Genomic DNA, 21,891 nt, shown 5'->3' with positions numbered 1-21,891 from the left:
AGATATTTTAGTTAAGATATTTTTCAGGAGACTTTCTTTTTTTTGAAACCTCTTCATAAAGATTGGCATAGCTGTAAATTTCTGATTCTTGGTATGGTTTTGTGATAAAAGTGAGACCCTCTGGCTCACCGCTTTCGTTATAACCCATTGGCACAGTCAGCGCTGGAAATTTTGCAGCTGCCGCTTGTCCAGCATTATAATTATTTATGGACAAAATAGCATCAAGATTGTTGTCTATCATTGGTTTTTCAAAATAATTAATACCTGTAATAAGAAGCTTTCTACGTATTTCTACAAGTTCATCTTCGGTGATATCAAGATCTTCAATACCTTCAAATCTAGCCTGACCGTAAGGAATTCTTGTAGTTGTATCCTCAAAATTAAATTTCATGACATCACTAGCGGTTTTAACCTTAATATTTTCTGAAGCGTGAGCAGATAAATATTTTTTGAGGTCGATTTTCATATCACCACTCAACAATTCAAGAAAACCTTCAAAATTCATGGCTTCAGGATCAATTTCAATGACCTCAGCCCCAAGATTTCGCAAATCTTCTATTGCTTTTTGATACAAAGAATTTTGCATATAGGACTTGTAAGCTCCCAATCGAACTCCCTTCAAATCTTTTCTAGATTGAATTTCCCAAGGCACTTTCGAACCAAAATCTTTATCATAAGCCGATGCCATTGCTGAAAATAAAATTGAATTGTCTTTTAAATTCCTTGTTATAGGCCCTGGCGTATCCAAAGTACTCGATATAGGAACTATCCCATCTTGGCTTAGAATTCCTACAGTAGGTTTTAACCCAACTGCAGATTGCTGGCTAGATGGAGAAAGAATAGACCCAGAGGTCTCTGAACCTACAGCTGCGGCTGCATAATTTGCCGCAATAGCAACAGCACTTCCAGAACTGGAACCGCCAGTATCAAATTCTCTTACTCCGTAAGGATTTAAAGTTTGACCACCAATAGCACTGTAGCCATTAGGACATCCATCACAGAGAAAATTTGCCCATTCACTAAGGTTGGCTTTTCCTAGAACTAGGCCTTTATAAGATTTTAAATTAGCAACAATTTCAGCTTCAGTTTCAGGTTGATTATTTTTTAAAGCAACCGCACCTGCAGTGGTAGGCATGTTTTTGGTGTTGATATTGTCTTTTAAAATTACAGGCATCCCATAAATGGGATGTTTTATGGAAGACTTACTATTGTCAAGTCTTTCAGCCTGCATAACGACTTCAGGATTTATAGAAATCATCGCATTGAGAGAAAGATCTTTATCACTTTCAAATTTTGCTATTCTGTATAAATACCATTGTGTCAATTCTTTGTAAGAAAATTTTTCATCTGAAATATTATCCTGAAGCGTTTGAATGTCCTGATCCAAAATCAAAGGAGATAATTCCATGTACTTTTCTTCTGAAAAACCACTCAGTTGAGATGTAATATTTGTTATAAGCTCATTTCTGTCTGAAACTTTAGATTGAATGAGTTTATACCTTAATTGTTCTGACTCATTATTTTCATTGGATTTTATCAATCCAGTTTCATCATATGGAACCCAGGTTTTGAATTCTGGAGAGTTTTCTTTTTTGCAGGAAATCAAAGAGAAAAAAGATAAAAGAATAAGTAATATTGAACTGTTTTTGAGCATAAGTAAGAGTATTAGAAAATTTTGAAAGATCTGCTGAATTTACAAATTATTGGTATAATTACTAATTAAGCGCTCGTTTAATGAAGAAATTAAATCGAGAATTTTGCGCAATGAGAAAAATATCGCTAATTTTGATACATCAAAAAAGCTATCATCCTGAATTTAATGCTTTTACAATTTATTAAACTACTATTATGAAACGTATTAACCTGATTGAAAATTTTAGATTTAAGTACAAAAATCAAATTCATCCAGACCTTATTTATCTAGGTTTACTGCAAACCTCAACTGAAGTTTATTTAGAAAAGATTCTAGACTCAGATTTAGAAGTTATTATTCAGCATAATTTGGAAACTGTTTACGATTCAGATTTAGAGCCTCTTCGTCCTAATATAAGTGCTTCGCTTTTTAATCCATTCATCGATATAAATGATAACGCAAGTAAGTTCTTGCTGCACATGGATCCATTGAGTATTGTTATGAATTACACAGGGATTTTTTCTGAAGATGCCACAGAACGTTTTCTTAATTTTATTTAGGCATTGGAGTTTAAAAAATAAATAGGCTTTCTTTTTTTCGAAGTAAGATCAAGCTTAAATTCGGATTAATACAATAAATATCGAATAATCAAGAAATCTGAATTATTCCTAGGTCCACAAAAATTGAGTTGTAATCATTATAATAACAACCAAACCTCTGTTGCTGTTCTAAAGATGATGTTTAAAAATATTTAGCTTTAAAAATTTATAATTAAAAATTCAAATAGGATTTTTAATCACCAGAACTGGCTTTATTTTTTGATTTAAAAAATCAGCAAGTAGTTTTATTTGCTTATCAACTGAATCAGAAAAGAAATTCACACCTAATTCATAGGAAAAATTAATTTGCACTTTCCCGCAAATACTTAAGTGCTTTAGACATTTGATTTTCTACTGTTTTTACAGATATATCCATATCCTCAGCGATGTCTTTGTACTTAATTTTATCTAGTTTGCTTTTGATGAATATTTTTCTGCATCGAGGAGGGAGTTCATCGATAAGTTTATGTAATTTCTTTAATTTATTTTCCCGGTGATTTTCTTGAGAGTTCATTGAGTTTGCGATCGCCTCCCATTTAACTTCATCTAAATGATCAAACTTGATTTTCTTTTTCCGTAAATGTTGCAAAAACTGGTTGTGACAAGAAGTGAAAAGGTAATTTTTTAAGGACGTTTGAACTTCTATTTTTTGACGCTTGACATAAAAATTCATTAACATGTCTTGAACAATATCTTCTGAAATTTTTTTGTTTTCACATAACTTAAAGATGTAATTACAAAGCCATTGATAGTATTTAGTGTAAAGTATTTTGTAGGCTATTTCATCCCCTTGCTTCAGTTTTTGTATAAAAATAGATTCTTTCATCACTAGCAAATTAGCTATAATAATCATATAATATTCAATTTTTCATAGATTAAATAGGGGTTTTTAACAAAGGTTGCATCTTATAAGTAAGAAGTATGAATTATTTATAAATGAATCCTGAAAAACTAATAGATAAATATTTAGAAGATAATCTTTCATTAAAAGAGAGATATCACCTCAATAATTGGGTTAAAAAAGACTTAAAGAACCTTAATATTTTTAAGGAAAAAATCAAGTCTTACTCATATGTCATTCCTCTTCATTTTGACACTGATAAAGCCTTTGAAAAATTCTACAATCAGATTCAGTTAAATAAACAGAAACGTGGACGTAGATTGAAATTAATCTCAATCGCTGCAAGTTTCATGGTTTTAATTGCATTAGGTTTTATTTATAACCACTTAGAAGTAAATAAAGTTTCAAAAGAGAATCTAAGTTCTAAAGAAATTAATGGAAGCCTCAAGAATATACAGATCACTTTGCCAGATGGAAGCCAACAGATTATTGATAAAAAATCAACAGAGTATGTTAAAACTAGCAATGGAAAGTTAGTAGCAAGTAAATCTGATAATATTATAGTTTTCGGGAATAAAAACAAAGCTGAAATTGATACTTCCATTACCCAGATTAATATTCCTTACGGAGAAAAATTTCGTTTAAAATTATCCGATGGGACTTTAGTATGGCTAAACTCTGGAACCAGTTTTAGATTTCCGCAGAATTTTGACACAAACTCCAATATCAGACAGGTAGAAGTCATAGGAGAAGCATACTTTGAGGTTTTAAGTGATCAGAACAAACCATTTATAGTTAATACGCCTAGCGTCAACATCAAGGTTCTGGGAACTCACTTTAACGTAGCGTCCTACACGAATGATCACAGCACCAAAACTACTCTAATGGAAGGTAAAGTTCATGTCTACAGAAACTTTCAAAACGAAATTGCCTTAGAATTAAATCCAAATCAACAAGCCATTTTCAAAAAAACAGACCTAAGCCTTAGTATAAATAATGTAGACGCCGATAAATTCAATTCATGGATTGAGGATGTACTTGTTGTTGATGGACTCTCTTTCTTAGAACTAAAGAAAAAACTTGAACGTAGGTAAAACGTCATTATTACAAGTGAAATTGATGGATTATGGAATACTGTTTACAGAGGAGAATTTCACGATGAATCACTTAAAGAAACATTACAAACTATCGCTTTAAGTTCACATTTCGAATTTGAAATTAATGGAAAACATGTAAAAATTTTCAATACAAAACCAACTACCGATAGCTAAAATAAGTATTAACAAAAACAAATTATGATGAAGAATTACACAAAAAAAGTGCAAAGAAGCAAAGGTTCTGCTTCTCTACACTGGACAGGAAAAGCGATACTTTCTCTAGTCCTAATGATTTTGTTAACAGCACAAGGATTTGCTAATCCTAAGCTATTTCAAAGTTTATCATTAAACTATGAAAACGCGGCGCTCATTAATGTTTTGGACAAAATGAAGTCTGAGTCTAACTTTAATTTCTTCTACAATGTAAATGATATTGAAGAAAACAGACTAATAAGTATTTCTGCAAAAAACACAGCTTTTGAAGATCTTTTAAAAGAAATAAGCAAAAAAGCTAATTTTGATTACACGTTCAATGGTAACCAAATAGTGCTAACCCCGACAATTGTTGCGGCCAGTCCAGAAGTGGCGAGTAAAATAGACCAAGATCGCGAAGTCACAGGATTAGTAGTAGACCAAGATGGAAACCCACTTCCTGGAGCTAATGTTGTAGTGAAAGGGACTAGCACTGGCGCTCAAACCGACTTTGATGGTAACTTTACTTTGCAAGTTCCAGAAGATAAGAACATACTTGTCGTGTCTTACGTTGGTTTTAAAAATGTAGAAGTAAATGTGAAAGGTAAGTCAAATATCGAAGTACAATTAAAACCAGATGCTGGACAACTAGACGCAGTCGTAGTTGTAGGTACAAGAGGTAAGCCAAGAACATCTTTTGACTCTCCAGTAGCTGTAGATAATTTTAAAACCAAAGATTTAGAAAAAACAGGAAAAACTACTGTAGATCAACAATTGATGTTACGAGTGCCTTCTTATAACGCAACGGAGCAACCTGTTTCTGATGCTGCAGCTCACTTTAGTCCTGCAGATTTGAGAGGTTTGTTTCCAAGTAGAACTTTAGTTTTGGTCAACGGGAAACGTAAAAATGCAAGTGCGCTTGTCTATAGTTATGTAACTCCTGGCCGGGGTGAAGTTGGTGTGGATATGAAGGCCATTCCTTCTGCTGCTTTAGAAAGTGTAGAAGTTTTAAGGGATGGTGCCGCTGCACAATATGGTTCTGATGCGATAGCAGGTGTCATAAATTTGGTAATGAAAGAGAAAGTAGATCCGTTTATCAACAACAGCTTCAGTACAACCACGCGTGGAGATGGTGAACAGTATCAATTAGAGTCTGGTTTTGGAGCGAATTTAGGTGAAAACGGTTACGTAAACTTTACACTAAGCCATATGGACTCCGAAACAACCCAACGTGCCGGTGAGATCACAAGTGTACAGGATGAAGCTGACTATTGGGGAATTCCTGGAGCAGTTCCAGATTTTTCAGTAAACGATTTGAGTAACTTTTTAGACAGAAATCCTGGTGCTGGCTTTCAGGTAGGTTTACCAGAAATGACAATTACCAATTTTGCTTATAATTTAGGTTACACCCTAGACGAGGAAACCGAAACTGAAATATACTCTTTCGGTACTTTAACCGATAGAGAAGGTTCTGCACCTCAGTTTGCGAGAGTTCCTTATTGGGTCCCTGGGTTTGAAGCTATTTACCCAGATCAGGATTTCTTCTTAGCCAAAATGGCACCACAAATCAGAGACCATACTTTTTCATTGGGTTTAAGAACAACTCATAATGAATGGAATTTTGACCTAAGTTCGACTTTAGGTAAAAACAGAATTGACTATTACATAGAGGATTCTTTTAATCAATCTTTTGCTGGAGCAAGTCCTTCTAATTTTTACAATGGTGCGCACGAATTTAGCCATGTGGTCAATAATTTGGACGTGAATAGAACATTTTACGACACAGGACTCGAAGCTTTATCGGTTGCCTTTGGTGTAGAGCATAGAACTGAAAATTTCGTAACCGAGGAAGGTGAATTTGCTTCTTATGGTGATGGTGAATCTCCAGATGCACAAGGAGGAAGAACAGGATCCGAATCATTTGGAGGTTTTAGTCCAGAAAATGCATCTGACGATTATAGATCCAACATTGGTTTTTATACCGATATCACAGCCGATATCACAGAGAGTTTTCTTCTGAGTGGTGCTTTGAGATATGAAAACTACAGTGATTTTGGTTCTAATGTAAGTTGGAAAATGAGTTCCCGATACAAAACCCTTGATGATAAACTAGTCTTTAGAGGATCTGTAAGTAGTGGTTTTAGAGCACCATCTTTACATCAAGTATATTATACGGCGACAACAACTACCTTAACGGAAAATGGTGTACAGCAGAATGGTATCTTAGATAATGGAAACCCTGCGTTAAGAGCTTTGGGTATTCCTGAATTGGATGCAGAAACTTCTTTCAATTTAAGTGCTGGCTTGACATACAGAATTAGTCAAAACTCAGGAATTACTATAGATGCTTATCAGATAGATGTTGATGATAGAATTGTACTTTCTGGACAAGTTACAGCGACTGGAGATGCTAACAGCCCAATTGATCAAACTCTAGAGAATGTAGGTGTAGGTTCTGCCGGTTTCTTCTTAAATGCAATCGATACAAGAACTCAAGGAATTGATATTGTATATACACTAAGTAATCTTGAATTTGGAAGAGGTTTTCTAAGCGGTAGCTTAGCAGCAAACTTTAATAAAACTGAAGTTCAAGGGACCAATTTTCCAAGTTTTATAGAAAACAATAATCTTGGAGATGCTTTATTTTCAAGAGAAGACATTTCAAGAGTAGAAACCTGGAGACCTAGAGAGAAAATTATTGGAACACTTAGCTATGAAATTGATAAATTCACCACTAATTTATCATTGATGTATTACGGTTCTGTGACTTACAGACATCCAAGCAATCCTCTAGATGACGCAACTTACGGTGGTAAAACCCTAACCGATTTGAGTGTTAATTATGCGTTTACTGATAAAATCAACTTCACCATTGGTGTAAATAATTTATTCGATGTGTTCCCTGATACTTTTGCAGAAGCTTATGCAGGAAGAGGCGGCACACCACAAGATAGAAATCTTGATTTTGTTGGCAGATTTAAGTATCCATGGCAAACGACTCAGTTTGGAATTGATGGAACACGCGTCTTCTCACAATTGAATATTAGTTTCTAAATTAGGTCTGAACTATTATTATTTATAGCCCTTGCCATAATATGGTAAGGGCTATATTTTTTTCTCAACTTCGAATATGATTTTGAACTCGTGTTTAAGGCAGTTTCAGTAAATTGACTAAAATAATTTCAGACATGAAAACACTATACTGCTTAAGAAATATTTTGTTTTTATTCCTTTTTTTTTCATTGTCATCTTGTGCTTATTTCAAAAAACTCCCAGATGAAACTTATTAGGAATATAGATTTGAGCAAGAAATACTTTATAAAAGTGACACTTTATTCTTTGACCTTAAGAATTCCCTAAAATGCCCCCTACGATTAAAAATTAAATCAGTTTTGACCGATCAGGATTCATCAAGAATTCTCAAAAAATTTGTATTGGAGGAATCTAAAGACACAATCATTAAGTTGTATTATCCAAATTTAAATGAGTTTGAACGCTTTAGAATCATCAGAAATCGAGGAGATATTGATAAAAATATACAAAAAGTTAAAGTTGCGTACCCGTTTCTTAAGGGTAAAAATTACAGCATTATACAAGGTTATGATGGAAGGTTTACTCATAAGTCAAAGAAGAGTAGATATGCTATTGAATTTGAAAATAACATAAAAGGGAGTGACCTCAAAAAAGGAGACAAAATAAAAAACCCCTGATTTACAGGGGTTTAAGTATCAATTCTGTGACCTCGGCAGGATTCAAACCTGCAACCTTCTGAGCCGTAATCAGATGCGCTATTCAGTTGCGCCACGAGGCCTTTTTGGGATTGCAAATATATTTCTTTTTATACTTTTACCAAACATTAAATCATAATTATCATGCAACTCACCAATTATATAAGAACTATCGAAGATTTCCCTATGGGAGGCATCTCTTATAAAGACATCACCCCCCTACTTATGGACCCGAAAGCTTCTGATTTTGCAGTTTCGGAATTGATTAAAGGCCTGGAAGGTAAACCTATTGACAAGGTCATCGGCATAGAGTCTCGCGGATTTTTATTTGGAATGCTTCTAGCCAAAGAACTTGGAGTAGGATTTATACCTATTCGTAAACCAGGGAAACTTCCTTCTGAAACCATTTCTCAATCCTACGATCTAGAATATGGAAGTGATACCATCGAAATACACGAAGACTCTATTCAAAAAGGAGAACGCATTCTGCTTCATGATGATTTACTTGCTACAGGAGGTACAGCTTCTGCTGCCTGTAAGCTTATTGAAAAACTTGGAGGTGAACTAGTTCATATCAATTTTATCATTGAATTGGACTTTCTTGAAGGCAGAAAACTTCTTCCTAAGGCTAAAGTAAATTCACTTTTACATTATTAATAACAAATTCAAATTCAGAATAAATACAAAAGCTTAGTTAATTTATAACGTAAAGTTATACAAAGAAAAAAAGTTTGAGTGTCAAAAATTAAAGAAAGGCTATCTTCGCGATTACTAATTTTTAAGAAATGAGCGAACAAAAAAATAAAGAATTTACAGAAGAAATCGGCGATAATCATATAGCTACATCTTACGAAAACCCGGTAAGAAACGACGCTTTTGATATGACAGAGGATGAAAAGATTGAAAAAATAAAAGGTCACGTCTATGAAATCATGCATACATTGGGTATGGATATGACAGATGACAGCTTGATGGGTACTCCCAAACGAGTGGCTAAGATGTACGTGAACGAAATTTTTGGAGGTTTAAACCCTGAGAAAAAACCTAAAGCATCAACTTTTGAGAATAATTACAAATACGGTGAAATGCTCGTGGAAAAGAACATTACGGTCTATTCTACTTGTGAACACCACCTTTTACCAATTATTGGAAGAGCTCACGTCGCCTACATATCTAGCGGAAGAGTTGTAGGACTTTCCAAAATGAATAGAATCGTCAATTACTTCGCTAAACGACCACAGGTTCAGGAAAGGCTTACCATGCAAGTGGTCAAAGAGCTACAAAAGGCTTTGGAAACTGAGGATGTAGCATGTATCATTGATGCCAAACACCTTTGCGTCAATAGCCGTGGTATCAACGACATAGAAAGTAGCACTGTAACGAGCGAGTTTGGAGGAAAATTCAAAGACGAGAATGTGAGGAAAGAGCTTCTCAATTATATAAATTTGGAAACTAAATTTTAACTAATGGCTTTATATAAGCATCAATCCTTAAAGATTTATAATTCTATTTCAGGAGAAAAAGAAGAGTTTAAACCTATAACTGAAGGCTACGTCGGCATGTATGTCTGCGGTCCTACCGTATATAGCAATGTTCATTTAGGAAATTGCAGGACTTTTATCTCTTTTGATTTGGTGTTTCGTTACCTGAAGCACTTAGGTTATAAAATAAGGTATGTAAGAAATATTACAGATGCTGGTCATTTGGAAAATGATGGTGAAGAAGGAGAAGATAGAATCGCGAAAAAAGCTAAATTAATGGAAATTGAGCCAATGGAAGTGGTTCAAAAATACAGTGTTGATTTTCATCAAATCCTTCAAAAATTCAATAACCTACCTCCTAGTATTGAGCCTACAGCTACAGGGCATATTATTGAGCAAATTGAAACTATAAAAACCATACTTGATAAAGGACTGGCCTACGAAGTAAAAGGTAATGTGTACTTTGATGTGATGAAATACAATGAATCTCAACATTACGGAAAGTTAAGCGGAAGAAAAATCGAGGATCTTATCTCGAATACTAGAGAGCTTGCCGGCCAATCTGATAAAAAAAACCCTCAGGATTTTGCGCTTTGGAAAAAAGCAGAACCTCAGCACATCATGCGCTGGCCCTCACCATGGGGAATAGGTTTTCCAGGATGGCATCTGGAATGTACCGTAATGAGCTCCAAGTATCTTGGTGATCAATTTGATATTCATGGCGGTGGAATGGATTTGAAGTTTCCTCACCATGAGTGTGAAATTGCTCAAGGCCATGCTTCCACTGGAAAGGATCCTGTTAACTATTGGATGCATGCCAATATGTTGACATTAAATGGTAAGAAGATGTCTAAAAGTACTGGCAACAATATCTTACCTAGAGAACTTTTTACAGGAGAAAACGAAAATCTATCAAAAGCGTATACAGCACCTGTAGTTCGATTTTTCATGCTTCAGGCCAACTATAGAAGCATTCTTGACTTTTCCGATGAAGCTTTATCCGCCTCAGAAAAAGGATTCAATAAATTGATGGATAGTCTTGAAACTTTAAAGTCAATTAAAGCCTCAAAGTCTTCAGATTTTGATGTTTCAGAATGGAGAAAGAAATGTTATGAAGCGATGAATGATGACTTTAACAGTCCGATTTTAATTGCCCATCTTTTTGAAGCTGTGAAACAAATTAATCTAGCCAAAGCGAATCGAATAAAATTCACTCAAGAACATATCGATTTGCTAGATAAAACCATGAAAGACTTTATTTTTGATGTCATGGGACTTGAAGATGGAGAAAATAATTCAAAATCGAAAGACAATACAAACGATTTTGAAGAGCTTATTCATTTCTTAATTGAGATGAGAAATCATGCCCGACTCAATAAAAATTTTGAAACTAGTGATAAGATACGTGATAAACTTTTAGAAATGAAAGTGGAGTTGAAAGACAGTCGAGAAGGAACTACTTTTGAGATTCAATCTTAATCAATGTGGCGTAAATTATTGATTTTTCCTTTTTTAGTTCTCATCAAGCTTTATCAATGGATCATATCCCCTCTATTAGGGCCTAGTTGCAGGTTTCAACCAACCTGCTCACATTATGCTATTGAAGCATTTGAAACCCATGGGGTGATCAAGGGCTTTTATCTAAGTGCTGTAAGAATTTCAAAATGTCATCCCTGGGGAAAATCTGGTTATGATCCAGTCCCGAAGCCTAAAAAAGAATCAGATTAGAGGTGAACATTTCAATATTCTGTATATTAGCCCTCAAATAATTTAAGCATGTTCCAAGCTATCCAATGGGATCCCTCTTTGGGAATCGACCTAGGAATTCTAACTCTCAGGTATTACAGTTTAATGTTTCTCATTGCTTTTGGTGGTGGATTTTATATTTCAAAGCGAATATTTATTCACGAAGGTATTTCATTAGAAAAGCTGGATAAGCTTCTAATTTACACCATAATTTCTACGCTTGCTGGAGCAAGATTGGGTCACGTCATCTTCTATCAGCCAGAATTATTTCTCGAGGATCCACTATCGGTTTTCCTACCTGTAAGCTTTGTTCCGGATATTGAATTTACAGGTTTTAGAGGTCTTGCCAGTCACGGTGCAGCTATTGGTATTGCCATTGGAATGTACTTTTACAGCAAGAATGTAACAAAAAAATCTATCTTTTGGATTCTTGACCGTATAACAATTCCTGTAGCTTTAGGTGCTGTATTTGTTAGAATTGGAAATTTTTTGAATTCTGAAATCGTCGGTAAAGCAACAGGTTCAGACTTCGGAGTCATATTTGTGCAATTGGGAGAAAGCTTCCCCAGACATCCCGCTCAGTTGTATGAATCTGTTTCATATTTGATTCTTTTCGGAGTTTTATCTTTGCTTTTTTGGAAAACTAACCTCAAACAAAAGAAAGGTGTTCTTTTCGGAATATTTTTTACTTTACTATGGACTATTCGATTTTTGGTAGAGTATGTCAAGGAACCTCAAGTAGCGGAAAGGGCAGACTGGTTATTCAACACTGGACAATTATTGAGTATTCCTATGATTATAATTGGTTTAGGAATCATTTATTTTTCGAATAAAACATCTCAAAAAAGTGAAGTTGTTTAAAATAATTTTTAGGTTAAGCTTGATCTTACTTGCAATATCTTGTCAATCTGAAAAAAAACAAGATCAAAATCTTACAAGAGAAATTCAATTTAAAAATGATACGCTTCTAAAGTTTATTAAAAACAAAGATACATTGTCTCCTGTTTTCAAAATTGAATTAGCTAAATCTGATTATGAAAAAGAAACGGGATTAATGCATAGAAAAAAAATGGAATCTAATCAAGGGATGCTTTTTATCTATGAGACTGAAAAGCTGAGACCCTCATTTTATATGAAAAACACTTACCTCCCACTTGACTTGATTTATTTTAATAAAAACCTAGAAATTGTAGATTTTAATTTAAATACCACACCGCTATCTGAAGAACTTATTCCTTCTGAAGTTCCTTCGATTTACGTTCTTGAATTAAATGCTGGTTCTGTTGATAAATTATCACTTGAAAGAGGTAATCAAATTATTTTATACTAAAAAAGGTAATCTTAAAGACTACCTTTTTTTATAAAATGAGTTTACTAGAGGCTAATCCAAACAAACAATATTTTATTAGTTAAACGCATAAAAGGGTGTATTGTTACAATCATTAACACAGTTTAACACATTGATAATCAAAGCTAAAGCATTGTTCAACAAAAAAGAAAAAAGGAATGAAAAGCATAACTCTTGTCATTGGCGCTTCAGAAAATCCAAGTAGATATTCCAATAAAGCTATTCGTGCTTTGTTGCAGAATAACAAAGCCGTTATTGCTCTTGGCAAACGGAAAGGTGAAGTAAAAGGTGTTGAGATACAGACTAAAATTTCAACAGATAAGAAAGTTGATACTGTTACCTTATATCTGAATCCCAATCATCAAAAACAATACGAAGACTTTCTACTTGAACTTTGTCCTAAGCGAGTAATTTTTAATCCTGGTACAGAAAGCTTTGAGCTTCAAGATAAACTTGAAAAGGCAGGAATCAAAACTTTAAATGCCTGTACTCTGGTTCTTCTGGCTACAAATCAATATTAAGCCAAGAAAGGTTAGCAAACCATTCAAAATCAGAATAAAGAAGCCAAATTCAAAGTTCAGGTAAGCTAAGCTTAAACTACTGATAATATAAGAAAGAATAGGTGACAGAATCGCTACAATCGGTATCCATCTATCCTTAACTATCCATTTGGTAAACAATCCAAAAGCATACAGTCCTAAAAGTGGACCATAGGTGTATCCAGCAAATTCAAATAACTTATTGATAACACTCTTATCTGCGATTGCATATTTAAAAATCATCATCACAACAATAAGAACTAGAGAAATTAGAACATGAATATATTTTCTCACTTTGGTTTGAGAGGCTACAGAATATCTATCTTCGATATTAAGTATATCAATACTTATAGAAGTTGTAAGCGAAGTTAACGCGCTGTCTGCACTCGAATAAGCCGCTGCTACAAGACCTAATATGAAGGTGATTGCTACAGCTACACCTAGTACACCAGAAGTTGCCACTGCTGGAAATAAATCATCCCTTGTCTCTGAAATTCCAACCAAATCTGCATAATCGGTAAGGAGTAAACCTAGGAGCAAAAATAAAAAGTTGACCACAGTCAAAACCAGCGTAAACCAGAAGATATTTTTTTGAGCATCTTTAAGAGTTCTGCAGGTTAAGTTTTTTTGCATCATGTCCTGATCAAGACCTGTCATAACTATCGCGATAAACATTCCAGATATAAATTGTTTGAAGAAGAAGTCTGAACTTTTATAATCTTCAAAAAAGAAAATTTGAAAGTTATCGTGAGTCCCTAAGTAAATCCATAAACTTTCTACCTGTAAAGCGTCTGAAATAAAATAAATAGAAATACCCAAGGCTATAAGCATAAATAGCGTTTGCAAAGTATCTGTCCATACTATAGTTTTTATTCCACTTCTGAATGTATACAGCCAGATTAGTAATATAGTAATGCTTACAGTTACATAATAAGGAATGCCTAATGCATCAAAAACTATGAGCTGAAGAACATTTGCCACCAAAAAAAGCCTGAAACTAGCACCCACTATCCTTGAAAGGATAAAATAGGAAGCCCCAGTCTTATAGGCATAATTGCCATAACGGGAATCTAAGTAAGTGTAGATAGAAGTAAGATTGAGCCTATAATATAGAGGCATAAGCACAAGACTTATTACAGCATATCCAATGGTATAACCGAGTACAACTTGAAAATAACTAAAGCTACTGAAAGCTACTGTACCAGGGATTGAAATGAAAGTGACCCCACTAAGTGACGCACCTATCATCCCAAAAGCAACGAGATACCATGGAGATTGCTTATTGGCCTGAAAAAACTCAGAATTACTTCCGCTTTTATTGGTTAAAAATGAAATTAAAATAAGGACAACGAAATAAGCTAAAACAAGAAGTAAAATCTGGTAAGCCTGCATACATTTTATTTTGGCAGGCGAAAATACAAATGTTTATTTAAGATTTTTATAAAAAGAAGACTCAAAATTGTATTTTAGCCCGGTATGGAGTTTTCATCAAAGTATCTTGAAAAGGCGATTGAAGAGATTTCGCTGTTACCGGGAATAGGTAAGCGGACTGCACTTCGACTAGCTTTACACCTATTGAAGCAACCGCAAGCTCAAACTACAGATCTTGCAACCGCTTTAGTCGATTTAAAAACGAAAGTCAAACAATGTAAAAGCTGTCATAACATCTCAGACCAAGATCTTTGTGGTATTTGCAAAAACCAATCTAGGGATCAATCCATTATATGTGTTGTTGAAGATATAAGGGATGTTATGGCAATTGAAAATACAGAACAATACAAAGGAATTTATCACGTTTTAGGAGGTAAAATAAGTCCCATGGACGGGGTTGGACCAAATCAGTTGAATATAGAAACTTTAGTAACCAAAGTAAAAACAGGTAAGGTCAAGGAAATTATTTTTGCTTTAAGCAGCACTATGGAGGGTGACACAACCAACTTTTATATTTATAAACAGATACAATCCTCAAAACGAGAATTAAAGACCTCTACAATAGCCAGAGGAATTTCAATAGGAGATGAATTGGAATATGCAGATGAAATTACTTTAGGAAGAAGTATTTTACAAAGAGTTCCATTTGAAAATTCATTAAAAAACTAATCTTTTTGAAACTTTCCATTGTTATTCTAAACTACAAAGTACCTCATCATTTGATGCTCTGCCTAGATAGCGTTACTAAATCAATTGAAAATATCGAAGCTGAAATTATTGTTGTAGATAATAAATCTTTGGACGCAAGTTGCGAATTAGTAAGAAAAAACTTTCCTGAAGTACGACTAATTAGTAATAAAGAAAATTTAGGATTTTCCAAAGGAAATAATATAGGTGTAAAAAAAGCTCAGGGAGAATTTCTTTGCATCCTAAATCCAGATACCGTTGTTCCTGAAGATTGCTTCGAAAATCTTTTAAAATATTATCAAGAATTGAAAAAACCCGGAGCTGTAGGCGTCCAATTGATCGATGGTTCAGGGAAATTTCTTAAAGAAAGTAAACGGAATATACCTACACCAAGAGTTGCTCTAAAGAAACTAACCGGAAACTCTTCGTCCTATTATAATTTTAAATTAAAAAAAGAAGATAAAGGATCTACTGATATATTGGTCGGAGCATTTATGTTTATGAAAACTGAAGTATATCTAAATATTGGAGGATTTGATGAAGATTACTTTATGTATGGGGAAGATATTGACTTAAGTTACAGAATTCTCAAGGCTGGCTTCCAAAACTACTACTTGGGTTCTGTAAAAGTTTTACATTTTAAAGGTGAAAGCACAATCAAGGACCAATTGTATGTTAATCGATTTTATGAAGCAATGTACATTTTTTACAAAAAGCACTTCAAGAATTATAAAACATCCTTTAGTCTGGTAAAACAGATTCTCAAACTAACTATGGCTTTAGAGAGAATAAAGCTTAAATCTATAAAAAATAGGAAACAAACATTTAAAGAAACCCTCTTGGTTTCTGAAAGTAAATGTTTGAGAAATAAAGTTGCAAACCGATTGAATTCTAAAATAAAGGTTTCTTCAAAAATAACATCAGAAGTGGAAAATTCGTTTATCATAATTGACTCTAATTACTTACAATACAGAGATTGTATAAATATCATGACTAATCTTAAGTCTAAGAATAATGCTTATAGAATAAAACCGAGAAATTATAATTTTATAATAGGAAGCGAAAGTAAGTATCTGAAAGGCGAAGTTATTGACCTAAGTTAAGAAGGTAAGAACTTAGGAATATAACTAGCTTAATTTTACTAAATTTGCAATCTGAAATACAAAAACACCTTTTAGGTTACATATATGGCAAAAAAAGAATTAAAGTTACCCAAAATGGGAGAAAGCGTTGCTGAGGCAACCATTACCAGTTGGCTTAAAGAAGTCGGCGATAATATCGAGGCTGATGAGGCGGTCCTTGAGATTGCAACAGACAAGGTAGACTCTGAAGTTCCAAGTGAATATGACGGCGTTTTAGTAGAAAAGTTATTTGATATAGATGATGTCGTGAAAGTTGGAGAGGTTGTCGCCATTATAGAAGTTGAAGGCGAAGAAGATTCTAGTGATGATACTGAGGATGACTCTGTATCTGAATCTGAAGAAATTGAAGAAGCTGCGTCTGTAGTTGAAGACAGTGTTAAACAAGCTGAAAATATTGCTGGAACAAAAGCAGACTACTCAGATTCATCTAGGTTCTACTCCCCTCTAGTCAAAAATATTGCTGAAAAAGAAAACGTTTCTTTCGATGAACTTGAAGCCATTCAAGGTACTGGTATGGACGAAAGGGTAACAAAAGATGATATTCTTGCCTACGTTAAAAACAAAAAAGAGGGTAAAACATCCTCACAGCAAAGTAAATCAAAAACAGCTTCGGAAGAAAAAACTGCTGAAACAAAAAAGACACAGCCTGTGCCTAATGTTAGCACCCCAGTAAATATAAATGCTGAGGATGAAGTTATTGAAATGAGCAGAATGGGAAAATTGATTTCCAGCCATATGATTGCTAGCACTCAAACTTCAGCTCATGTTCAGTCTTTTATTGAGGTGGACGTCACAGACGTCTGGAACTGGAGAAATAAATATAAAAATGAGTTTCAAAAAAGAGAAGGCGAAAAGCTGACCTTCACCCCTATTTTCATGGAAGTTGTTGCTAAAACCATTAAGGATTTCCCTAAAATTAATATCTCAGTAGATGGTGATAAGATTGTTATGAAAAAACATATCAATTTGGGAATGGCTGCTGCTTTGCCAGACGGCAATCTTATAGTTCCTGTAATAAGGGATGCAGATCAACTCAACTTGCTTGGCATGGCCAAGAAAGTGAATGATCTGGCGGGAAGAGCACGTAAGGGAAAGCTCAAACCAGATGAAACTCAAGGCGGAACTTATACGGTGACTAATGTTGGAACTTTTGGAAGTGTAATGGGTACACCAATAATCAATCAACCACAAGTTGGTATTTTAGCTTTGGGCGCTATAAGAAAAGTCCCAGCAGTTATTGAGACGCCAGAAGGCGACTTTATCGGAATACGCTATAAGATGTTCTTGTCACATAGTTATGACCATAGAGTTGTAAATGGTGCCCTTGGAGGTCAATTTATTCAGAGAATGAAAGAATATATAGAAAATTTTGATACTGAAAGAAGCATTTAATTTTCTTCATAGTTTAAACAAAAAGCCCTTAAATATTAAATTTAAGGGCTTTTTAAATTATTAAAACTGTAGGATTAATTTTGAGCAGGAAAAGATGAATCCAGATAATCTGGAATACCATTACCGTTTGAATCTTGAAAAGGTAAAACCAGATCTCCTCCTTCATCAAATTCTACTTCCTCTCGCGTTGAAACACCATCATCATCATCGTCACCATCTGCGTAGTTAGGGACTCTATCCTCGTCAGTGTCATCATCATTGACTCTTCTGTTTTCATTTACGTCCTCCATCCATGTAGGTACACCATCACGATCGTGATCTGACTCTATGGATTTATACAATTGAATATTAAATACAATAGGCTCATACGCACTAATACCAGAACCAGCTGGCGGAGAAGCGAAATAAGCAATGCCTGAAGGAATAAAAACAGATCCTATTCCAAAGTTATCATCGAAAGTTACAGTACCATCTGGGTTCTCAATAACACCAGTAGAACCTCTGAACTCATCCATCACCTCATAGAAGCCAATTATATTATTTGTCAGATCAAACCAAACAGGATTCGGAGAGTTATCAAAAACCTCTTTTTCAGTAATTGAAAAACCCTTGTAAGTTACAAGAACAGAATCTGCAAACGTTGGTTTTCTTTGTGACTGTGCTCCCTCACGTATTTGTAAATAGTATAATGTATAGTCAGTTTCTAGCTGTGTAACAGTTTTTGATTTAAGAAACTCAGATTCCATTACTGGTTGCTTATCCGTATCTCCTTCTTCTATCTCTTTGAAGACTATATTTTGAAAGTTTGAATTTTGAGAATTTTCTTCAAACACATAATAGTGAGTTTCTAAAAAGGTCTCGATTTGCTCCATATTTTCAACCTTTACCTCTTCAACATCTCTTGTAACTACTTCAGCCGGACCATCATCATCATTACTGCATGCAATCACTGTAAAAAAGATAAAAATTAAAACTAGATTTTGTATTTTCATTTAACTGTTATTTTGGTCGCAAGATACAATTTTCTTATATTTTTGTTTGAGATTAAATTTGTTTTTGATGAGGGTAGATAAATATTTGTGGGCAGTGCGATACTTTAAAACTCGAAGCATCGCCACCAATGCTTGCAAAAAAGGTCATGTGAAAATAGGAGGTGAATCCATAAAACCCTCAAGAAACGTTTATCCTACAGATAAGCTGGAAGTAAGAAAAAATCAAATCAATTATCAAATTGAAGTTTTAGATCTTCCCAAATCCAGAGTTGGAGCCAAACTGGTGAATATCTATTGTAATGATATTACTCCGAAAGAGAACTTGGAAAAATTAGATTTATTAAAGTATTCTCAAGATTATTATAGAAAGAAAGGAGCCGGAAGACCAACTAAAAAGGATAGAAGAGAATTAGATGACTTAAAAGAAAATACCAAAGACGATATAGACTAGTAAAATGAAAACAGAACCCACCTTAATTTTATCTGAGGAAGATATCGACATCAAGATTAAACGGATATCACTTCAGATTCTAGAAGCATGCATAAATGAAGAGTCTATAGTGGTTGCAGGTATTGAAAAAAATGGATTTAAAATGGCTGAGTCAATATTAAAAAATCTCAATAAACTATCTGAACAGTCTATTATCCTGACCAAGGTAAAAATTAACAAAAAGAATCCACTTAATAGTGTTGAAGTTTCTCTAACTCCGACAGAGTATAAAAACAAAAGTGTGATTTTAATTGATGATGTTCTCAATACGGGCTCTACCTTAATGTTTGCTGCTAAGCATTTTCTCGATGTTCCATTAAAGCAATTTAAAACAGCTGTTTTGGTCGATAGAAATCATAAAAAATATCCTATTAAAGTCGACTTTAAAGGAATATCTTTATCAACATCATTAAATGAAAGTGTGAAAGTTGATTTCAATGCTCCAGCAAAAGCAGAATTGATTTAAACGTTCTTATTAAGTAACCTTAGTAATTCACTTAAGCTTTCATTGACGTTACTTCCGGTCAAATCTAAAACGTGATCTGCGAGAAAATAAAATTGCTGACGTTCAAATAAATGTTTTCTCACAAATTCTTCGAATTCAGATTCGTCTTGGTAGTGAGCTATGAGAGGGCGCTTTGATCGCTGATGATATAGCTTAGCAACAAGCTCATTAAGCTGAAGTTTTAAGTAAACAGAAATAGTATCATTAGCTTCCACAATTTCTTTCATATTATTTCCATAAACCGGAGTCCCTCCTCCCAATGATAAAACTATATCTTCATCTCTTGAAAGAATCTCTTTCAAATAGTAAGATTCTCTTTTTCGGAAATAGATTTCACCTTTAGTTTTAAATAATTCTGGTATACTTAAACCCTCCTCAGCCTCAATGTAAGTGTCTAAATCGATAAAATTAAACTCCAAGGAATCTGCTAAGACCCGCCCAAGCGTTGACTTTCCAACTCCCATATATCCCAACAAAACTACTTTCATAAACTTCAACTTTGAACAAATTAAAAATGTTTCAAATTTAATTTATTTTTGCTTGAAATAACAAACTAAGATATTATATTTGCACCCGCAAAAAGACGCAAAAGATCTGGTAGCTCAGTTGGTAGAGCATCTCCCTTTTAAGGAGAGGGTCCTGGGTTCGAGCCCCAGCCAGATCACTTATAATCCCGTGCTTGACACGGGTATTTTATTAAAATAAAGTTCTTACAAATATTTTAGATCTGGTAGCTCAGTTGGTAGAGCATCTCCCTTTTAAGGAGAGGGTCCTGGGTTCGAGCCCCAGCCAGATCACTTTATAAAATGTGTTTTGTTAGTTGGTTCAAGAGTTTTAGAGATAATCTAAACCTAAGAAAATCCAAGACAAGTCATATTTAAATCAACTCTTTTCCCTCTTATTTTATAACTATTAATAATCTTAATATTGAATCAAAGATTTTAAGAGTTATATTTGTATCCTAAATGCCCAGGTGCTGGAACTGGTAGACAGGCATGGTTGAGGGCCATGTGTCCTTTAGGGCGTGCGGGTTCGACTCCCGCTCTGGGCACTTTTTATAATTTAAATTTTTCCTTCCTAGTATTTTTTAATAAAAGTAATTTCAAAAATATTATTTGATTTCCTGTTCTTTAACTACACAAGAATTTAAGCAATGTAGGACAATTAAAACCATTGTATTCTTCATTATTTAATAGGTATTGAAAGAATCAAAAAAGAATATTATACATAACTTTGTTATCTGTATACAATATTGCATTTATAAAATATATAGTCCCATCCCCTAAACATATAATCTATGATTGATATAAAAAATAAAACAGCATTTGTAACTGGATCTAGCCGAGGTATAGGTCAACAAATTGTTGTTGGTTTGGCAAATTTAGGTTGTAACGTAGTTGTACATGGTAGAAAAAAGGAAAACTGCAACAAAACTTTGGAGCTTTTAAAACCTTACAATGTGAGGGTAAATATTGTTCATGGGGAATTATCTGAAGAAAAGAGCATTAAAGACGTCATAAAACAAGTTCAAAAACTAAATGTTAATATAGATATCTTATACAATAACGCTGCAATCATGACGAGCTATAAAGAAGATTTTTGGAGCCACAATTGGGAGGAATGGATGAAAAGCATGAAGACAAATGTTTTAAGTGTTTACACTCTGAGTAGTGCCTTTATTCCTGGAATGGTGAAAAATGGCTTTGGTAGAGTTGTCAATTTGGTTTCTGGAATTAAAGATCAGCCAGAGCTACTACCATATAGCGTTTCAAAATGGGCTGCATCCAAAATAACTATTGACCTTGCAGTAAAATTTGAAGGAACTGGTGTTAGAATCAATTCTTTAGACCCTCAGTGGATATCAACAGACTTAGGTGGCGAATTTGCAGATCATTCTGTTGAGGAAGTTTTACCAGGTGCGCTTAAGCCGGTTTTAATTGAAAATGATGGCCCAAACGGTGAAACCTTTTCGGCAATTGACTAAAAGGATTACCATTCATAAAAATTCTGATTCAATATTCAACTGAATTTGTAATTATAAAAAAATA

Annotated in this window: 23 protein-coding genes and 4 tRNA genes; 21 read left to right on the top strand and 6 right to left on the bottom strand. The window is 34.1% G+C overall.

Features of this window, described 5'->3' with window-relative positions; all coding sequences use genetic code 11:
- Nucleotides 1–7: 7 nt before the first annotated feature.
- Entirely contained in the window at nucleotides 8–1,654 is a 1,647-nt protein-coding gene (locus tag LB449_RS03430; protein ID WP_224453659.1) for an amidase family protein, read from the bottom strand.
- A gap of 194 nt (nucleotides 1,655–1,848) precedes the next feature.
- On the opposite strand from LB449_RS03430, the gene LB449_RS03425 reads away from it, so the two are divergent.
- Nucleotides 1,849–2,193: a hypothetical protein gene (locus tag LB449_RS03425; RefSeq protein ID WP_224453658.1), complete on the top strand. Its 345-nt coding sequence runs from the start codon at nucleotides 1,849–1,851 to the stop codon at nucleotides 2,191–2,193.
- Nucleotides 2,194–2,533: 340 nt separating this feature from the next.
- Here LB449_RS03425 and LB449_RS03420 read toward each other — a convergent pair whose 3' ends face one another.
- The gene (locus LB449_RS03420) at nucleotides 2,534–3,058 is read right to left on the bottom strand and encodes an RNA polymerase sigma factor (protein ID WP_224453657.1); all 525 of its coding nucleotides are present in this window, start codon (nucleotides 3,056–3,058) and stop codon (nucleotides 2,534–2,536) included.
- A 110-nt stretch (nucleotides 3,059–3,168) separates the two neighbouring features.
- On the opposite strand from LB449_RS03420, the gene LB449_RS03415 reads away from it, so the two are divergent.
- The 4 genes from LB449_RS03415 to LB449_RS03405 all read left to right on the top strand — a co-directional run bounded on the left by LB449_RS03415 (nucleotide 3,169) and on the right by LB449_RS03405 (nucleotide 8,072).
- Nucleotides 3,169–4,167 carry a FecR family protein gene (locus tag LB449_RS03415; RefSeq protein WP_224453656.1) on the top strand — a complete coding sequence of 333 codons (999 nt, stop codon included), beginning with the start codon at nucleotides 3,169–3,171 and terminating at the stop codon, nucleotides 4,165–4,167.
- Nucleotides 4,168–4,173: 6 nt separating this feature from the next.
- Complete coding sequence (locus tag LB449_RS14080) at nucleotides 4,174–4,344, top strand: FecR domain-containing protein (RefSeq protein ID WP_343830619.1); 171 nt, start codon at nucleotides 4,174–4,176, stop codon at nucleotides 4,342–4,344.
- Between the two features lie 24 nt (nucleotides 4,345–4,368).
- A complete protein-coding gene (locus LB449_RS03410) occupies nucleotides 4,369–7,416 on the top strand; it encodes a TonB-dependent receptor (protein WP_224453655.1) in 3,048 nt (1,015 codons plus the stop codon).
- A 338-nt stretch (nucleotides 7,417–7,754) separates the two neighbouring features.
- Nucleotides 7,755–8,072 carry a hypothetical protein gene (locus LB449_RS03405; protein ID WP_224453654.1) on the top strand — a complete coding sequence of 106 codons (318 nt, stop codon included), beginning with the start codon at nucleotides 7,755–7,757 and terminating at the stop codon, nucleotides 8,070–8,072.
- A 27-nt stretch (nucleotides 8,073–8,099) separates the two neighbouring features.
- On the opposite strand, the gene LB449_RS03400 is transcribed toward LB449_RS03405, so the two are convergent.
- Nucleotides 8,100–8,173: transfer RNA gene (locus LB449_RS03400), tRNA-Arg, on the bottom strand.
- 61 nt (nucleotides 8,174–8,234) lie between these two features.
- Here LB449_RS03400 and LB449_RS03395 point away from each other — a divergent pair.
- The 7 genes from LB449_RS03395 to LB449_RS03365 all read left to right on the top strand — a co-directional run bounded on the left by LB449_RS03395 (nucleotide 8,235) and on the right by LB449_RS03365 (nucleotide 13,186).
- Nucleotides 8,235–8,747 (top strand): adenine phosphoribosyltransferase, encoded by a 513-nt coding sequence (locus LB449_RS03395; RefSeq protein WP_224453653.1) that lies wholly within the window; start codon nucleotides 8,235–8,237, stop codon nucleotides 8,745–8,747.
- 128 nt (nucleotides 8,748–8,875) lie between these two features.
- Nucleotides 8,876–9,553, top strand: coding sequence for a GTP cyclohydrolase I FolE (gene folE, locus LB449_RS03390; protein ID WP_224453652.1), 678 nt, complete (start codon nucleotides 8,876–8,878; stop codon nucleotides 9,551–9,553).
- 3 nt (nucleotides 9,554–9,556) lie between these two features.
- Nucleotides 9,557–11,050: a cysteine--tRNA ligase gene (cysS, locus tag LB449_RS03385; RefSeq protein WP_224453651.1), complete on the top strand. Its 1,494-nt coding sequence runs from the start codon at nucleotides 9,557–9,559 to the stop codon at nucleotides 11,048–11,050.
- A gap of 3 nt (nucleotides 11,051–11,053) precedes the next feature.
- Nucleotides 11,054–11,299, top strand: a complete 246-nt coding sequence (yidD, locus tag LB449_RS03380; RefSeq protein WP_224453650.1) for a membrane protein insertion efficiency factor YidD — start codon at nucleotides 11,054–11,056, stop codon at nucleotides 11,297–11,299.
- 48 nt (nucleotides 11,300–11,347) lie between these two features.
- Nucleotides 11,348–12,178 (top strand): prolipoprotein diacylglyceryl transferase, encoded by an 831-nt coding sequence (gene lgt / locus LB449_RS03375; RefSeq protein ID WP_224453649.1) that lies wholly within the window; start codon nucleotides 11,348–11,350, stop codon nucleotides 12,176–12,178.
- Nucleotides 12,165–12,647 (top strand): DUF192 domain-containing protein, encoded by a 483-nt coding sequence (locus tag LB449_RS03370; RefSeq protein WP_224453648.1) that lies wholly within the window; start codon nucleotides 12,165–12,167, stop codon nucleotides 12,645–12,647. Before lgt ends, LB449_RS03370 begins: the two co-directional genes overlap by 14 nt.
- A 176-nt stretch (nucleotides 12,648–12,823) precedes the next feature.
- A complete protein-coding gene (locus tag LB449_RS03365) occupies nucleotides 12,824–13,186 on the top strand; it encodes a CoA-binding protein (protein WP_224453647.1) in 363 nt (120 codons plus the stop codon).
- Here the strand turns inward: LB449_RS03365 and LB449_RS03360 are convergent.
- On the bottom strand, nucleotides 13,142–14,596 hold the full coding sequence (locus tag LB449_RS03360) for a sodium:solute symporter (RefSeq protein WP_224453646.1): 1,455 nt from the start codon (nucleotides 14,594–14,596) through the stop codon (nucleotides 13,142–13,144). The two genes, LB449_RS03365 and LB449_RS03360, sit on opposite strands and share 45 nt — an antisense overlap.
- An 84-nt stretch (nucleotides 14,597–14,680) precedes the next feature.
- Between LB449_RS03360 and recR the strand changes: the two genes are divergently transcribed.
- The 3 genes from recR (at nucleotide 14,681) to LB449_RS03345 (ending at nucleotide 17,856) form a co-directional block, all read left to right on the top strand.
- On the top strand, nucleotides 14,681–15,304 hold the full coding sequence (gene recR, locus LB449_RS03355; protein WP_224453645.1) for a recombination mediator RecR: 624 nt from the start codon (nucleotides 14,681–14,683) through the stop codon (nucleotides 15,302–15,304).
- 5 nt (nucleotides 15,305–15,309) lie between these two features.
- Entirely contained in the window at nucleotides 15,310–16,425 is a 1,116-nt protein-coding gene (locus LB449_RS03350) for a glycosyltransferase family 2 protein (protein WP_224453644.1), read from the top strand.
- 84 nt (nucleotides 16,426–16,509) lie between these two features.
- Nucleotides 16,510–17,856 carry a dihydrolipoamide acetyltransferase family protein gene (locus tag LB449_RS03345; protein WP_224453643.1) on the top strand — a complete coding sequence of 449 codons (1,347 nt, stop codon included), beginning with the start codon at nucleotides 16,510–16,512 and terminating at the stop codon, nucleotides 17,854–17,856.
- Between the two features lie 74 nt (nucleotides 17,857–17,930).
- Here the strand turns inward: LB449_RS03345 and LB449_RS03340 are convergent, their stop codons facing one another.
- Nucleotides 17,931–18,848, bottom strand: a complete 918-nt coding sequence (locus tag LB449_RS03340) for an FKBP-type peptidyl-prolyl cis-trans isomerase (RefSeq protein WP_224453642.1) — start codon at nucleotides 18,846–18,848, stop codon at nucleotides 17,931–17,933.
- A gap of 67 nt (nucleotides 18,849–18,915) precedes the next feature.
- On the opposite strand from LB449_RS03340, the gene LB449_RS03335 reads away from it, so the two are divergent.
- Both LB449_RS03335 and LB449_RS03330 read left to right on the top strand, forming a co-directional pair.
- Entirely contained in the window at nucleotides 18,916–19,299 is a 384-nt protein-coding gene (locus LB449_RS03335; protein ID WP_224453641.1) for an RNA-binding S4 domain-containing protein, read from the top strand.
- Nucleotides 19,300–19,303: 4 nt separating this feature from the next.
- Entirely contained in the window at nucleotides 19,304–19,804 is a 501-nt protein-coding gene (locus tag LB449_RS03330; RefSeq protein ID WP_224453640.1) for a phosphoribosyltransferase family protein, read from the top strand.
- Here LB449_RS03330 and LB449_RS03325 read toward each other — a convergent pair.
- Nucleotides 19,801–20,331 carry a shikimate kinase gene (locus LB449_RS03325; protein ID WP_224453639.1) on the bottom strand — a complete coding sequence of 177 codons (531 nt, stop codon included), beginning with the start codon at nucleotides 20,329–20,331 and terminating at the stop codon, nucleotides 19,801–19,803. The genes LB449_RS03330 and LB449_RS03325 overlap by 4 nt on opposite strands.
- Nucleotides 20,332–20,434: 103 nt before the next feature.
- On the opposite strand from LB449_RS03325, the gene LB449_RS03320 reads away from it, so the two are divergent.
- The 4 genes from LB449_RS03320 (at nucleotide 20,435) to LB449_RS03305 (ending at nucleotide 21,827) form a co-directional block, all read left to right on the top strand.
- A tRNA-Lys gene (locus LB449_RS03320) sits at nucleotides 20,435–20,507 on the top strand.
- 60 nt (nucleotides 20,508–20,567) lie between these two features.
- Nucleotides 20,568–20,640 (top strand) — tRNA-Lys (locus LB449_RS03315).
- Nucleotides 20,641–20,810: 170 nt separating this feature from the next.
- Nucleotides 20,811–20,894: transfer RNA gene (locus LB449_RS03310), tRNA-Leu, on the top strand.
- A gap of 246 nt (nucleotides 20,895–21,140) precedes the next feature.
- Complete coding sequence (locus LB449_RS03305; protein WP_224453638.1) at nucleotides 21,141–21,827, top strand: SDR family NAD(P)-dependent oxidoreductase; 687 nt, start codon at nucleotides 21,141–21,143, stop codon at nucleotides 21,825–21,827.
- Nucleotides 21,828–21,891 lie beyond the last annotated feature (64 nt).

Source organism: Psychroflexus lacisalsi, assembly GCF_020164495.1.
In the GTDB taxonomy this organism is placed as follows: Bacteria; Bacteroidota; Bacteroidia; order Flavobacteriales; family Flavobacteriaceae; genus Psychroflexus; species Psychroflexus lacisalsi.
This window is presented reverse-complemented; position numbering and strand designations above follow the sequence as displayed.